We start from the raw sequence: 14,665 nt of genomic DNA, 5'->3' as shown, positions 1-14,665 counted from the left end.
AAATGAAAAAGATTTTAATCCTTTTTTTGATTGCATTTAACCCGCTCTGGGCGCAAGTTCAGTTTGAAGCCAAGGTCAGCAAAACCTCTTTGGGCCTCAACGAGCGTTTGCGTATTGATTTCTCGATGAATGCCGACGGAGACAATTTCAATCCGCCATCGTTTGAGGGTTTTCGAATTGTAGCCGGCCCAAGTCAGCAAGTGAGTCAGTCGTGGGTTAATGGCCGAAGTTCGTTCAATAAATCGTACTCGTATTTTTTGTTGCCGATGCAAAAAGGAACTCTGACCATCAAACAAGCTACGGTTGAAATCAATGGCCAGATATACAAAACCAATCCAATCAAAATCAATGTAACGGCAGCTGTTCAACAACCGCGCGACCCGAATGATGAGCCGCAAGTTTCTTCAGACGATGCTTTACATTTGGTGGCCGAAATCACCAAAGGAAATCCGTACATCAATGAGCCGATTACTGTAGTATACAAACTCTATTTTAGCTACAACATCGGTATCACCAATTGGCGCGAACTCAACAAACCCAAATACAACGATTTTTGGAGTCAGAATATTGACATTAAACAATTGGTGGCCGAAGAAGGGCGCTACAACGGTGAGCGTTATCGTTTTGTCGTGCTCAGAAAAACCGTTTTGTATCCGCAGAAATCAGGTAAACTTGAAATCGAACCGCTATCACTGGATATCGATGTTCAATTACCCACCAACCGCCGCAACATATTTGGGCAGGTTCAAATCGTCAATGACAACAAACGCGTATCAGCCGGAAGCAAAACCATCAACGTAAAACCATTGCCTGAAGCCGGAAAACCTGCTGATTTTTCGGGAGCTGTCGGCAAGTTTAACTTCTCGGTTACTCCGTCAAAAACCACGCTCAAAAACGGAGAATCGTTGGATTTAAAAGTGGCCGTTTCGGGCACCGGAAATCTCAAATTATTTTCGCTTCCGAAACCGGTTGTGCCGAATTCGCTTGAAATGTATGATCCGTCACACAAAGAAAACGTGCAAACGCCGCTTTCGGGCATGAACGGAAGTATTTCAGACACCTACACAATTATTCCGCAATTCAAAGGCAAATATCCCATCAAGCCGATGTCGTTTAGCTATTTTGATTTAGCTACTTCAAGATACAAAACCATCACATCGCCTGAAATTATGATCAATGTGCTCGATGGACCGGGCGGTCAACAAATGGCGCAAGCGGATACCAATACTCCGAGCGCCAACAAAGTTCAGGTGAGCGCAAATCAGCAATTTGGATTTATCAAACTTAAAACGCAACTCAGCAAAATGGGACGCTCAGATTTTCTGGGCTCAACCTTGTTTTATGTTTTACTCTTTTTACCGCTGTTGATTATTCCAATCATAGTGTTGCTCAAAAAGAAAAAACAAGCCATTGATGCCGATGTTGCCGGAAACAGAATCCGTCAATCCAACAAATTGGCCAAACAATTCTTGTCAGAAGCCCAGAAGCAATTGGGACAAAAAGAGCTTTTTTATATCGCGCTTGAAAAAGCCTTACACAATTTTATGAAGGCCAAATTGCACATTGAAACTTCTGAGATGAGCAAAGACAACATCCGCGCACTTTTGGCGTCTAAAAATGTTCAATCAGACACAACGGCCTCACTGATGGCGCTCATTGAAAACTGTGAAATGGCTCGTTATGCGCCTTCATCAGCGGCAGCTATTCAGCAAGATTACAATCGTGCCGTGATGTTGATTTCAGATTTAGAAAAACAAATTTCGTAAGCCATGAAAAAAGCAACTCTTTTATTGATTTTGGTGGCTCAGGTTTTTTGGGCACAGAATAATTTTGAAAACGGCAACAAACTCTACCAACAAGGTCAATATGAAGCTGCCGCCGAAGCTTATCAGAGCGTTTTGAACGGACGTCAAGAGTCGGCAGAATTGTACTTTAATTTGGCTAATTGCTATTATAAACGCAACAAAGTAGCGCCGGCCATATACAACTATGAAAAAGCTTTGACGCTTCGTCCGGGCGATGCCGAAATTTTAAACAATCTGCATTTTGCCCAAAAAATGACCATTGATGAAATCAAAGAAGTGCCCAAAGTGGGTTTTGCCAAACTTCTGCGCGATTTTACAGCGATGCTTTCTTATGACGGTTGGGCATGGATGGGTGTTGGTTTTTCGACTTTATTTTTGTTGTTTTTTGTCGGATATTACTTCTCAAGCCTCACGATCTACAAACGCATTTTCTTTGTAGGTATGTTTGTATTGATTTTTCTGATTTTACTCAGTTTACTCTCGGCTGTTTTTGAAAAAAGTCACGATCAAAACGAGCGACCAGCCATTGTTTTTGCCGAAAGCGCTGAGGTCAAAAGCGAACCTCGAACGGCCGGTTCAGATGTAGTGGTTTTGCACGAAGGAACCAAAGTAATGGTACTCGAAACGCTCGATGATTGGAAAAAAGTAGAACTTTTAGACGGTTCAGAAGGTTGGATTCAGAGTAATGCGATTAAAGAAGTCAAACCTTAATTTTCTTCAGAGTTTGTTGCTTCTGTTTGAAGTTCTGACAGCCAACTGTTCACTGACGGATACAGCGCTTTAGAGCAACTCAGAATCGGTTGGGCAAACATTGATTTTTCAATATCTTGTTTTGAAACCATTTTATGGGCAAAGTCCAGTTGCAGAATCGTCAGCACGACACCAGCCATCAAGACCGCTTTTAAAAGTGCAACGATGCTTCCGAGCATACAATTGACCAGGCCAATTGGTGTTTTGTTGATGGCTTTAGTGAGCACTTTGCCCAACAAGGAAACACCCAAAACGACCACTACAAAAGTAACGACAAAGGCAACCAACTGCGTTTTTTGACCCGTCCACGATACGCGAATTTTAAGTGCCGATTCGGCTACGGTTGAGAACTCCATCGCGGCCCAAATGCCCAAAAGCAAAATCACCATTGAAAGCATTTCTAGTAAAAAACCACGACGCCATCCGTTGAAAACAGCTAATAAAAGCGCAAAACCAATAAAGATGTCTACTAAGTTCATAAGTGATCAGTCCAGAGTAGCAAATATATAAGAATTGCCGCCTCAATTTACCACTGAAGTAATTATCTTTGCCACACCAAATCAAACTGATTTTATGTCTAGAGATACACAACTCAAAGAGCGCTGGGATCGCGTTGTTGCCCAATTATCCAATCAATTTGCACCCGGCGATATACTTGATTTGGATGCCATCATCTATCTTGTCGGCGTACAAGAGTTAGGGCAATTACACCGCACTTTTAAAAAAGACGAGAAAGTCAATTTGATGCATATTGCCATTTGTCGTTTGCTCGAACCCTATGGTTATTACGAGTTTGATTATGTGGATCGCGAGGGTTGGCCGCATTACAAAGTCAAAGCCGAATTGCCGCCGCTCAAAGCCGGAGAACAATCTGTGCTCATGAAAGAGGCCATTGTGCAGTATTTTTTAGAACGCGCTTACATTGATTAAACAGCGGCAAAAAACTTTTGGTAACTTGGCTCTTTACGGGCATTTTTAATACATTTGCAGACTCAAATTACAAGCAAATTATGATAGATCAAATCAAAGAACACATTGCCCAAGTTCAGGCGTTTACCACACAAAACGCAGCTGATTTAGAAGCTTTCCGCATTAAGTATTTAGGAAGCAAAGGCTTGCTCAAAGATTTTTTCGCCGAATTTAAAAACGTTCCCAACGAACAAAAAAAAGAATTTGGTCAAGTCATCAATTTGCTCAAAACATCGGCTGAAGAAAAAGTAAAAACGCTGCAAGAATCGTTTGAAAGCCAACAAGAAGCTCGCGGTGTGTATGGCGATTTAACCCGTCCGGGCGAACCGTTTACCATTGGCTCGCGTCACCCGATATCCTTGGTCAAAAACCAAATCATCGATATTTTTTCCAACATCGGATTCAATGTTTCCGAAGGTCCGGAAATTGAAGATGATTGGCACAACTTTACCGCGCTCAATTTGCCTGAATATCATCCGGCGCGCGATATGCAAGACACGTTTTTTATCCAAACCAATCCGGATATTTTGCTCAGAACCCACACTTCGTCGGTGCAAGTGCGCTACATGGAGGCCAATAAGCCGCCCATTAGAACCATTTCACCGGGACGCGTGTTCCGCAACGAAGCCGTTTCGTCGCGTTCGCACTGTATTTTTCATCAGGTAGAAGGTTTGTATATTGACAAAGACGTATCATTTGCCGATCTCAAGCAAACGCTTTTATATTTCACCAAAGAAATGTTCGGCAAGAGCAAAATTCGTTTGCGTCCGAGCTATTTTCCGTTTACCGAGCCGAGCGCTGAGGTGGATATTTATTGGGGCCTCAAAACCGAAACCGATTATCGCATCACCAAAGGAACTGGCTGGCTTGAAATTATGGGTTGCGGAATGGTTGATCCCAACGTACTCAAAAACTGCAACATCAACCCCGACGAATACAACGGATTCGCTTTTGGAATGGGCATCGAGCGCATCGCCATGTTGTTGTATCAAATTGGCGATATCCGCATGTTCTACGAAAATGACGTGCGTTTCTTAGAGCAATTCAAGTCGAGTATTTAATTTTTTAGAAGCTTTTTCCGGCTATCCGCTATATCTTTTCCTTGCTAAAGAAGCAAGAAAAAGGATGCCGCTACTATCCGGGCTAGGGCTGTAAGTTTGAATCAAATTTTTGTTTATTAAAGAAACTGATTTCTAACATTCACTAATCGAAGGCCGAATGTCCACTGGACATTCTCCTCTTAATATCAAATGGGCTAGGGCAGCAGTATACGTTAGAATAATTATCTTGAATCCATAAATTCATATGCGCAAAGACATCAACATTCCCGAAGTAGAAAACGTTTTCATGGCCGCCATTCAAGAATGGAACGATGACTTTTTAGACAACGTTTGGAACGTATATCTCATCAATGATTCTGACCATGATTTGCACGATATAATGGTCGTTTCAAAAGCATTTGGAACCCTCAATAGCGAGATGCGTAAAACCTCGCTTTTGCGCCATGCACTGGTTGAAATGCCTGCGGTTTCAGCCGTTAAAATCGAAATGATTGAAAACAGTGTTTTGGCGCTGAACAATGAGTTTATGCTCACGTATTTTATCGGTAACACGCTTTACGATCGCAAATACACTTTTAAAGCCGGAACTTTAGGAAAGCAAACCCTTGAAGAAGTGCCTATTTTGTTTAAAGAAGGCGTAATTGTTCGCTAATTAATCGAGTTTTTCAGTCAATTTTTTAAAGACTTTCTTGGCTTCTTTTCCTTCGTATAAAATAGCGTGAACCGCATCAATAATTGGCGTTTTAGCTCCGTATTGTTGGTTGAGTTCCCAAGCGCTTTTGGCAGCGTAATAGCCTTCGGCCACCATGCTCATTTCCATCATCGCACTCTGAACCGTATAGCCTTTGCCAATCATGTTTCCGAACATACGGTTGCGTGAAAACACCGAATAACCCGTTACGAGGAGATCGCCCAAATAAGCCGAGTTGTTGATGTTGCGCTTCATTTTATGCACTTTTCGGATGAACTTTTTCATCTCGCGAATTGCGTTGCTCATCAACACCGACTGAAAGTTGTCGCCGTAGCCTAAACCATGAGCAATTCCGGCGGCAATCGCATAGATATTTTTGAGCATGGCCGCATATTCAGTACCGATGACATCGTCGGTAATTTTGGCTTTGATGTAATTGCCCGAAAGACATGTCGCTACCGTTTTGGCTTTATCGGCATCTTGACAAGCAATAGTCAGATAAGACAATCGCTCGAGCGCTACTTCTTCGGCATGACACGGACCGGTAATAACGCCGATGCTTTCCCACGGAAGGTTGTAGGTTTTTTGAAAATGTTCGCCCACAATCAAACTGGTTTCGGGTACAATTCCTTTAATGGCTGAGAAAACAACTTTGCCTTGAAGATTTACAGTAAGTTTGCTGAGTTCTCGATCCAAAAACGCCGACGGAATTGCAAAAATGATGTAATCAGCATAAGCTACAGCCTGGTTAATATCACTGGTCAGTTTGAGTTTTTCAATGTTGAACTCAACCGAACTCAAATAATTGGGATTGTGGTGCTGCGTTTTGAGATGGTTAATAGCCTCTTCGTTGCGCATATACCAAGTAATTTCGGGTAAATTAACGCACAGCATTTTAGCAATAGCTGTGGCCCAACTGCCTCCGCCAATGACGGCAAATTTTGGATTTTTTGTCATGAACATTTTGTTTAATCAGAAAAGCTCAAATAAGTAAAGCTTCTGTAAGCAAAACATACTAAATCAAGAATAGATTAGTTTTTGTTTCGTTTTCAAAAGTAACCAAAAAAAATCAACAGTTAAATATCTCTATAAATGCCTCCTGGACAAATAAATAAACACAAAAAAACTTTAACTTGTATTATTTTGATATTCAACACAATAGTTTTATTTTTGAGCCATAATTCGGAAAATCAAGTTTCTGTAAATAATTATTGAATCTTGACAACGGATTAGTTACGTTTTGTTTTAATGTTGAAAAAGGCGTTCAAGAATCAGTTCCTGAACGCCTTTTAAATTTTCTGAAAGGTTTTACTAATAGCTCATTTCAACAATTTCTCGCACCTTTTCTGGGGTAATATTTTGTCTTTCACCCATGGCCAACCAACCGCGTTCTTCAAAGCGCTTTACAATAAAATCAGCCGTGTTTTCAATGTTTTGAGCGTTTTCTGAAATGCGTGTTTTCATGCCCATAATGTGAAAAAAGGCAACCGTTTTTTCAATAGCGGCTTGTGCGATTTCTTCGGTCGTTCCGGTTAAATTCCAAACGCGGCTTCCGTATTGAGCAAGCTTTTCTTTTTTAGTATCAAACATAACGCGGTATAAATTTGGGCCAATAATGGCCAAAGTGCGCGCGTGATCTATTTCATATAAAGCAGTGAGTTCATGGCCAATCATGTGTGTGGCCCAATCAGACGGAACGCCTTTTTGAATGAGTCCGTTGAGCGCCATTGTCGCCGACCAAACAAAGTTTGAAGCCAGTTTATAATCGGTTGGATTTTCAACCACTTCCGGCCCGATTTCAATGAGTGTTTTTAAAATACTTTCGGCAATTCTGTCTTGTAAAAGCGCATCGTGCGGATAGGTCAGATATTGCTCCATGACATGCGTAAAGGCATCCACCACACCATTTTGCAATTGTCTTTTGGGCAATGATGTTATGACGGTTGGGTCAACAATCGAGAATTTAGGGAAGAGCGCGCTTCCGCCCAAAGTGAGTTTTTCTTGTGTAGCTTCAATGGTGACCACAGCTCCGGAATTCATCTCAGAACCCGTAGCCGGCAAGGTAAGCACAGTTCCAAACGGAAGGCAAACAGCTGCATCTTTAAACAAAAGGCGCTTTCTGAGAATATCAGCCGCATCGCCTGAATAGTTCACGGCTGCCGAGATAAATTTTACACCATCAATGACGCTTCCGCCGCCAACAGCCAAGACAAAACCAATGTTTTGAGCGCGGATAATCTCAACGGCTTTCATTAAAGTTTCATAGCGAGGATTGGGTTCAATACCACCAAATTCAACAATTTCATAACCTGAAAGTGCTGATTTTACTTGCTGGTAAACTCCGTTTTTAAAAATACTTCCACCGCCATAAGCCAATAAGATTTTGGTGTTTTTAGGCGTGAGTTCAGAAAGTTTCGCAATTTGACCTTGACCAAAAATGTAATTGACCGGATTGTATAATTCAAAATTATTCATGACTAAGTTTTTTGTGAGCGCAAAGTTATACCAAAGTCTTGCGCACAAATAATAAGAGAATGTTAAGCCTTAATAATAAAGTTGGCTTTTATCGATTTCTTTCCAAACTTTTTCAGGCAGTAAAGGGCGAACATTTTTGCGATTTTTAACGCCTTCGCGGATGGCTGTCGATGAGATTTCTACCACCGGAGCATCAATTCGGTGAATGTTTTGATGTTGCGCAATTTCAGGAATTGGTGGCAGATTTTCGGCTTCAGAACGGGTTAATCGCGGATATACATAAATCGGATGATTTTCTAAAATCACTTCGTAATTCTTCCATTTGTGCAACGAACGCAAGTTGTCTTCGCCCATAATCAAAGAGAATTCATGCTCAGGATATTTATCTTGTAAATGCGCCAAAGTATTGACTGTATAATTGGGCTGTGGCAGTTTGAATTCAAAGTCTGAAGGTTTGATTTTTGGGTAATCTTCACAAGCCAAATGCACCAAATCAAGACGAAGATAATCGTCGAGTAAAGTTTCTTTTTTCTTGTGCGGATTGTGCGGAGTGACCATCATCCAGATTTGATCCAAACCCGAATATTCAGCCATGTGGTTGGCAATGATGAGATGCCCGACGTGAATGGGATTAAACGTTCCGAAATACAAGCCAACTTTCATGGTTCTTTATTGAATTATTAGGCAATGAAGTTTTTTACAAGCTCATAAGCTTCTTGTTTGGCTAAATCTAAATCATAATTTTTAATGATTTTGTCAAACTGAGGAGCAGTTGCCAACTCCACATGCGCTTTGGCAATGCGCATATTGATTTTGTCTTCGCTTTCGGTAGAACGTTCTTTGAGTCTGCGTTTGAGTTCGTCCACACTGGGCGGTTTGACAAAAACGGCTAAGGTTTCTTCAGGGAATTTTCGTTTGATGCGCAAGCCGCCGGCTACATCAATGTCAAAAATGACGTTTTTGCCCAAGGCCCAAATACGCTCAACTTCACTTTTGAGTGTTCCGTAAAAGTTGTCGCGGTACACTTCTTCCCATTCAATAAAATCTTCGGCTTTGATGTGTTTTTTAAAATCTTCAATCGAGATAAAATAATAGTCTTTTCCGTCTATTTCTTGTCCGCGAGGAGCGCGCGTGGCGGCCGAAATGGAGAATTCCAATTCTAGTTCCGAGATGCCCAACAAATGTCGAACAATAGTAGTTTTACCAGAACCGGAAGGCGCCGAAAACACAATCAATTTACCTTTTTTCATTGATGTTATGTTGTTTTGCATTATAGAACGTTGAGTACTTGTTCTTTGATTTTTTCGAGTTCGTCTTTCATCATCACAACGAGTTTTTGCATTTCGGAATGATTTGATTTTGAACCCATCGTATTGATTTCACGACCCATTTCTTGCGTGATAAAACCGAGTTTTCTGCCGTTGGCTTCGTTTCCGGCTAAGGTTTCAATGAAGTAGTTCAAATGGCTTTCCAAGCGAACTTTCTCTTCAGTAATGTCATATTTTTCGAGATAGAAAATGAGTTCTTGTTCAAAACGATTTTCATCAACATTTTCTTTGAGCTCATCTAAAGCCGCACGCAAACGAGTTTTAACCGTTTCTACTCTTTCGGCATCGTACGCCAAAGCCTGATTCATGAGGTTTAAAATGTTCGCAATGCGATGCAAAAATTCTTTCTCAAGCGTGACGCCTTCGTCTTTGCGAAATTGATTGATGTTGTTTAGCGCTTGATCAATTACCGATTGAATTTGTTTCCATTCTTCGGGGTCAATATCATCGCGTTCGGTTTTGAGCGCATCGGGCATACGAACGGCCATTTTCATGAGCTCAGTTGGGTCAGCCTCGGGGAGAATTTCACGCATTTGTGCGATATATCCTTTGATGATGGGTGCATTGATTTTTGAAGAAGTTTCCTCGCCGGTAATTTCAACAAACAATGAAAAATCAATTTTTCCGCGCTCGAGCGATTGGGCAATTTGGTTGCGCAAATTGAGTTCCATTTCGCGGTAAACTGAGGGCATTCTCGTGTTTAAATCTAAGCCTTTGCTGTTGAGTGATTTGATTTCTATAGTAACTTTTTTGGTTGCCAACTGTAGCGTAGCTTTGCCAAAACCGGTCATGGATTGTATCATACAAATTCAGTAAAAAAGAAACCAAAGATACACAAAAACCGCTTGGTTTAAGACGAAGCTTTTGGAGTATTTTTCTGTGTTACTAAATAAACACCCACAAAAATCAGAGCGGCTGCCATGAGCTTGACGCTGTTCAAGTGATCTTTGCCCAAACCAATGGCGATGAGCGCCGCAAACAAAGGTTGTAGATAAATAAAAACGGCCACTGTGGTCGGCTTGAGCTCACGCATTGATAACAAATTGAGTAAATAAGTTCCAAAGGTTGAAAACACTACGACAAAACCAATTTTCCAGTATAAATCAGTTGGAATTTGAACCCAATCAACCGCCTGTAATTCTGACCATCCAAACGGTAAAACCATCAAAAGCCCAAAAGTATAAATCCATTTGACCAGTACAAAAGCGTCGTATCGGGCCATAATATTTTTGACAATAATCAGGTAAAGCCCGTATGAAACCGCATTGATAAACACGAGCAAATTACCCAAAGTGGCATTGGGCGAACCGCTGTATGATTTGCCAAAAGCAATGAGCAAAACAGTTCCGGCCAATCCTAAGCTAATACCTAAAACTTTGAGCGGTTTCATTTTTTCACGCATCAAAACAGCTGATAAAATCAAGACAATAATAGGCGTTGTCACCATGATTACGGCAGCCGATATGGGCGATGTCAAACTCAATCCTTTAAAAAAAGTGAGCATGTTGATGGCCACGCCAAACAAAGCCGCTGCCATAATTCTAAAATAATCTTCGCGCGCAATTTTTTGTTTCGGACGCAAAGCAGCCACGAGCCAAAATAATACAGTTGAGCCGCCCACGCGCAGCAAAATAAATCCAAACGGCGCCACATAAGCAGGCATCACGTCTTTGGCAATGGTAAAAGTCATTCCGTAGATCAGCGAAACCGATAGTGCTGCCAACAATGCCCATTTACGCGCTGTCATTACGATAAGGCTTCTATGGCTTTTTGAACGCTGGCGGCTTGATTGCCAATGAATATTTTATCGTCAATCACAAAAACCGGTCGACTTAAAAAAGTGTAGTGTTCGAGTAAATATTTGCGGTAATCAGCCTCGGTAAGATTTTGATCTTTGAGCCCGAGCGATTTATACAATTGGGCTTTTCGGCTAAAAAGTGCTTCGTAGCTTCCGGCTATATTTTTCAGCGCGTCAATTTGTTCGCCATTGAGTGGTTCTTGTTTGATATCGTGCAAAACAAGGCCGTGGTTTTGAGGTAATGATTTGAGAATCTTTTGACAAGTGTCGCAAGACTTGAGATAATAGACAACATTCATAAAAATTCTTTTTGCAAAGAAAATTCATTTGCCGCCAAAATGCTTATTTTTAAGCAAAAATATCTTCATGAATACTGCTTTTGAAATCAACAGAACCAGCCGAAACGTATTGCTTTCATTTCTGGACAATTATTCGTTAGAACAACTCAATAAAATTCCCGACGGATTTTCAAATAACCTGATTTGGAACATCGGTCATATTGTGGTGGTGCAGCAAATGTTGGTGTATAAACTTTCGGGTTTGCCAATGATGGTTACCGATGAAATGGTCGAGAAATACCGAAAAGGAACCAAGCCTGAAGGCGATGTTGACGCAGATGAAGTAGCACAAATTCGCGCATTATTGTTCAAAACTATTGAGCAAACGCAAGCAGATTATCAATCCGGAAAATTCAGCGGAACCACTTTTAATGGTTTTACTTCGATGTCAGGTTTTACGATGAATTCAACCGAAGACGCCATCGCATTCAACAATTATCACGAAGCCGTTCACACCGGAATCATGATGGGTATTCGCAAGTTTATTTAAACCGCAGATACTGATCCATTTTTGCATACGGCAAAACGACTTCAATATCGCCCACAACATAAGCGGCAATTTCGTATGGATTGTAATGAAAAACAATTCCTTTAGCGTTGTAATAAATGTTTTTAGGAAAGACAAATTGATCTTCGGGCAAGAAATATCCGGCCTCGGTTAGGGATGTTTTTGGTGCTATTTTATTCTGTTTGCGAAACTGTTCTTCAACCATGTTTAAAACCGATAAACTGTCGGTAAATAGCTGCCGATTGGGAATGGTTTTTCCGGTTTGCGCATCAAAGATCTGTGAGAGTTTGCCACCATAACCGTGCGCTCCGCCTGTAAAAGCGTAATATTCAAAAACCACATTGACGATTTTGTCTGATTGCCATTGCACATGACTTTTTCCGGTAGCTTCCCAAGATGGCGAGGTTTCTTTAAATCGCTCTTGAAATTCTTTTTTGATTTGCTCGTGCGTTTGCACAAAACTGTTGGCCAGTTGTAGATAGTTTTGGGCTTCTTGCGGTTTTTCACCCACATACATCGCGCGGCGAATCATTTTAAAAACGGAGTTGTTGATGCTGTCAGAAGCCACATTTTTACCCGTGGCGGCCATGATGTCCAGGCTAAACTTGGCACAGCCTTCTTCGGGCAGACATTTAGCTTTGTCTTGCGCCTGATAATGTTGCGGTTCAAAGGCAATTTCTGATTGACATGAAGTCAAAACCCATGCTGAAAAGCACAAAAAACATAGCTTTTTCATACTCGAATTATATTTTTATTAAAGGTAATGCATCATTCAACAATTAAAGATAAATTTGGCAAAAAATAAATTCAAATGAAATTCAATACCAAAACCATACACGGAGGACAACACCATGAGCCGGTAACCGGAGCGGTGATGCCACCGGTTTTTCAGACTTCAACTTATGCGCAAGTAACGCCCGGACAACCCGTTGGCGATTATGAATACAGCCGTGCGGCCAACCCAACGCGTCAGGCTTTAGAAGACGCTTTGGCATCAATTGAAAACGGTGCGCGCGGATTGGCTTTTTCTTCAGGATTAGCCGCTACCGATTGTTTGTTGCGTATGTTTAAAGCCGGTGACGAAGTGATTGCTATGGATGATTTATACGGCGGAACGTATCGATTGTTTACGCGTTTGTATAAAGACAGCGGCATTAAATTCCACTTTGTAGATATGAACGATTTTGACAAATTTCAGTCGCTCATCAACCAGAACACAAAATTGGTTTGGGTTGAAACACCAACCAATCCGCTGATGAAATTGGCCGATATTGCTGAAATTGCCAAGATCACCAAAAGGCACAACATTCTTTTTGCCGTTGACAATACTTTTGCAACGCCCTATTTGCAACGCCCACTTGATTTGGGTGCTGATATTGTGATGCATTCGGCCACTAAATATTTGGGTGGACACAGCGATGTGATTGCCGGGGCTTTGATTATTAAAGATAAAGAATTGGGCGATGAATTACATTTCAAACAATTTGCAACCGGTGGAACCTTAGGTCCGATGGATAGTTATTTAGTGTTGCGCGGAATTAAAACGTTGCATTTGCGCGTACAACGTCACTGTGAGAATGGCGAAAAAATAGTCGCATTCTTGAACAGTCATCCCAAAGTTAAACAAGTGTATTATCCGGGCTTGGCTTCACATCCGTTTCACGAAGTAGCCAAAAAACAAATGAGTGGTTTTGGCGGAATGGTTTCATTTACCTTTACTTCGGGCTTGAAGAAAGACGCCACTGATTTCTTAGAAAAACTTAAAGTATTCACTTTGGCGGAATCGTTGGGCGGTGTTGAGTCACTAGCGAATCATCCGGCGCTGATGACACACGCTTCAATTCCTGAAGACAAACGAAAAGAAATTGGCATTACCGATGATTTGGTTCGATTGAGCGTTGGTATTGAAGATGCCGATGATTTGATAGAAGATTTAAAGCAGGCCTTAGCCTAACATAAAAAGAAAAGCCCGATTGATATTATCGGGCTTTTTTATTAAAAATTTCTAGGAATTATTGGATGTAATAAATGTATCCAACATTGAACCAAACCAACCAATCATTGGCTTTGTTTTCAGTGTAGATATTTGGATTAGGATTTAAACCGTCTACCCAATCAGAGAAATAATATTGCCATCTGAAATCAGCTAATAAATCTGACGAAGGTGAGATTTTGTAACGCGTTCCGACACTCCACACAACTGACCAGACAGTTCCGGTTCCGTTTTCGGTAGCATTATAGTATTTAACAGGAGTAGTGGCAGGTTGATTTAAACGACCCAAAGTTGATCGAGCACTCGGATCATAAAAACTAAACTGTCCTCCTAAACTTACATATGGAGCAAACGCACCCACTGAAGCTGTAAAATCGCGGATACTCAACGGGAAATACTCCAATTGCATACCGATATTAGTAACAGAAGTAGAGCCTCTCATAGCTCTAAGTTGTCTGTTAAAAAGTTTTTTTCGGTCACCATCAACCCATTCTCCGTAATGACGAAGCATTGTTTTGTTGAAGGACAATTCATTTCTTAGTTTAAAGTGATCGTTAAAATAAGTTTCAGGGTTGTAACAGTTACAGTCGGCTCTGTATGAGAAGTTTAGATAATGAATAAGACCAATTCCGTAACCGGTATTTCCGGCATTGGTGTTGTAATCACGTCTTTCACCATAATCTGATTGAAAAGCCACCGGGCCAGCAATGGCACCGATTTCATGAGAAAAACCAAACTGAGCTTGCACCTGCTTGGTAGCTCCCAAAGCAATAAGCAAGGTCAATAAAAGATACTTGGGCATTTTCATAGGGTTGATTTCAATTCTCGACAAATATATAAAAACATCATTCACTTTTAAAAAAAAGATTTTTTATTAAACGGTGAATTTTACTTTTTGGTTTTTTGGTATGAAAAATTATTTGTCATGAGCCAATTAATTTCAATAGAA

General features: G+C 41.0%; 17 protein-coding genes. 7 read left to right on the top strand and 10 right to left on the bottom strand.

Features of this window, described 5'->3' with window-relative positions; translation table 11 throughout:
• Positions 1 to 2: 2 nt before the first annotated feature.
• Positions 3 to 1,766, top strand: a complete 1,764-nt coding sequence (locus tag KIH23_RS02170) for a BatD family protein (RefSeq protein ID WP_213211006.1) — start codon at positions 3 to 5, stop codon at positions 1,764 to 1,766.
• Between the two features lie 3 nt (positions 1,767 to 1,769).
• On the top strand, positions 1,770 to 2,516 hold the full coding sequence (locus tag KIH23_RS02165) for an SH3 domain-containing protein (protein ID WP_213211005.1): 747 nt from the start codon (positions 1,770 to 1,772) through the stop codon (positions 2,514 to 2,516).
• On the opposite strand, the gene KIH23_RS02160 is transcribed toward KIH23_RS02165, so the two are convergent.
• Entirely contained in the window at positions 2,513 to 3,034 is a 522-nt protein-coding gene (locus KIH23_RS02160) for a CvpA family protein (protein WP_213211004.1), read from the bottom strand. The two genes, KIH23_RS02165 and KIH23_RS02160, sit on opposite strands and share 4 nt — an antisense overlap.
• Positions 3,035 to 3,128: 94 nt before the next feature.
• Here KIH23_RS02160 and KIH23_RS02155 point away from each other — a divergent pair, with 94 nt between their 5' ends.
• From KIH23_RS02155 to KIH23_RS02145, 3 genes are all read left to right on the top strand, one after another.
• Entirely contained in the window at positions 3,129 to 3,485 is a 357-nt protein-coding gene (locus tag KIH23_RS02155) for a hypothetical protein (protein WP_213211003.1), read from the top strand.
• Positions 3,486 to 3,565: 80 nt separating this feature from the next.
• Positions 3,566 to 4,585 carry a phenylalanine--tRNA ligase subunit alpha gene (gene pheS / locus KIH23_RS02150; protein WP_213211002.1) on the top strand — a complete coding sequence of 340 codons (1,020 nt, stop codon included), beginning with the start codon at positions 3,566 to 3,568 and terminating at the stop codon, positions 4,583 to 4,585.
• 244 nt (positions 4,586 to 4,829) lie between these two features.
• The gene (locus KIH23_RS02145; RefSeq protein ID WP_213211001.1) at positions 4,830 to 5,237 is read left to right on the top strand and encodes a hypothetical protein; all 408 of its coding nucleotides are present in this window, start codon (positions 4,830 to 4,832) and stop codon (positions 5,235 to 5,237) included.
• On the opposite strand, the gene KIH23_RS02140 is transcribed toward KIH23_RS02145, so the two are convergent.
• The 7 genes from KIH23_RS02140 to KIH23_RS02110 all read right to left on the bottom strand — a co-directional run bounded on the left by KIH23_RS02140 (position 5,238) and on the right by KIH23_RS02110 (position 11,176).
• Complete coding sequence (locus tag KIH23_RS02140; protein WP_213211000.1) at positions 5,238 to 6,233, bottom strand: NAD(P)H-dependent glycerol-3-phosphate dehydrogenase; 996 nt, start codon at positions 6,231 to 6,233, stop codon at positions 5,238 to 5,240. It abuts the gene before it with no gap.
• A 354-nt stretch (positions 6,234 to 6,587) separates the two neighbouring features.
• Positions 6,588 to 7,751 (bottom strand): iron-containing alcohol dehydrogenase, encoded by a 1,164-nt coding sequence (locus KIH23_RS02135; RefSeq protein WP_213210999.1) that lies wholly within the window; start codon positions 7,749 to 7,751, stop codon positions 6,588 to 6,590.
• Positions 7,752 to 7,820: 69 nt separating this feature from the next.
• Positions 7,821 to 8,414 carry a nicotinate (nicotinamide) nucleotide adenylyltransferase gene (gene nadD, locus KIH23_RS02130; protein WP_213210998.1) on the bottom strand — a complete coding sequence of 198 codons (594 nt, stop codon included), beginning with the start codon at positions 8,412 to 8,414 and terminating at the stop codon, positions 7,821 to 7,823.
• A 17-nt stretch (positions 8,415 to 8,431) separates the two neighbouring features.
• Entirely contained in the window at positions 8,432 to 9,001 is a 570-nt protein-coding gene (gene gmk / locus KIH23_RS02125) for a guanylate kinase (protein WP_213210997.1), read from the bottom strand.
• A gap of 20 nt (positions 9,002 to 9,021) precedes the next feature.
• Positions 9,022 to 9,882: a YicC/YloC family endoribonuclease gene (locus KIH23_RS02120; protein WP_249684754.1), complete on the bottom strand. Its 861-nt coding sequence runs from the start codon at positions 9,880 to 9,882 to the stop codon at positions 9,022 to 9,024.
• A 47-nt stretch (positions 9,883 to 9,929) separates the two neighbouring features.
• Complete coding sequence (locus KIH23_RS02115) at positions 9,930 to 10,826, bottom strand: DMT family transporter (RefSeq protein WP_213210996.1); 897 nt, start codon at positions 10,824 to 10,826, stop codon at positions 9,930 to 9,932.
• Entirely contained in the window at positions 10,826 to 11,176 is a 351-nt protein-coding gene (locus KIH23_RS02110; protein WP_213210995.1) for an arsenate reductase family protein, read from the bottom strand. The genes KIH23_RS02115 and KIH23_RS02110 overlap by 1 nt, the downstream gene beginning before the upstream one ends.
• A gap of 67 nt (positions 11,177 to 11,243) precedes the next feature.
• On the opposite strand from KIH23_RS02110, the gene KIH23_RS02105 reads away from it, so the two are divergent.
• Positions 11,244 to 11,705 carry a DinB family protein gene (locus tag KIH23_RS02105; protein ID WP_213210994.1) on the top strand — a complete coding sequence of 154 codons (462 nt, stop codon included), beginning with the start codon at positions 11,244 to 11,246 and terminating at the stop codon, positions 11,703 to 11,705.
• Here the strand turns inward: KIH23_RS02105 and KIH23_RS02100 are convergent.
• Positions 11,698 to 12,459, bottom strand: coding sequence for a DUF3298 and DUF4163 domain-containing protein (locus tag KIH23_RS02100; RefSeq protein ID WP_213210993.1), 762 nt, complete (start codon positions 12,457 to 12,459; stop codon positions 11,698 to 11,700). The genes KIH23_RS02105 and KIH23_RS02100 overlap by 8 nt on opposite strands.
• 75 nt (positions 12,460 to 12,534) lie before the next feature.
• Between KIH23_RS02100 and KIH23_RS02095 the strand changes: the two genes are divergently transcribed.
• Entirely contained in the window at positions 12,535 to 13,677 is a 1,143-nt protein-coding gene (locus tag KIH23_RS02095) for a cystathionine gamma-synthase (RefSeq protein WP_213210992.1), read from the top strand.
• A 58-nt stretch (positions 13,678 to 13,735) separates the two neighbouring features.
• Here the strand turns inward: KIH23_RS02095 and KIH23_RS02090 are convergent, their stop codons facing one another.
• Positions 13,736 to 14,518 (bottom strand): THC0290_0291 family protein, encoded by a 783-nt coding sequence (locus tag KIH23_RS02090; RefSeq protein WP_213210991.1) that lies wholly within the window; start codon positions 14,516 to 14,518, stop codon positions 13,736 to 13,738.
• Positions 14,519 to 14,665 lie beyond the last annotated feature (147 nt).

Source organism: Flavobacterium sp. CYK-55, from assembly GCF_018413465.1.
Lineage (GTDB): Bacteria > Bacteroidota > Bacteroidia > Flavobacteriales > Flavobacteriaceae > Flavobacterium.
This window is presented reverse-complemented; position numbering and strand designations above follow the sequence as displayed.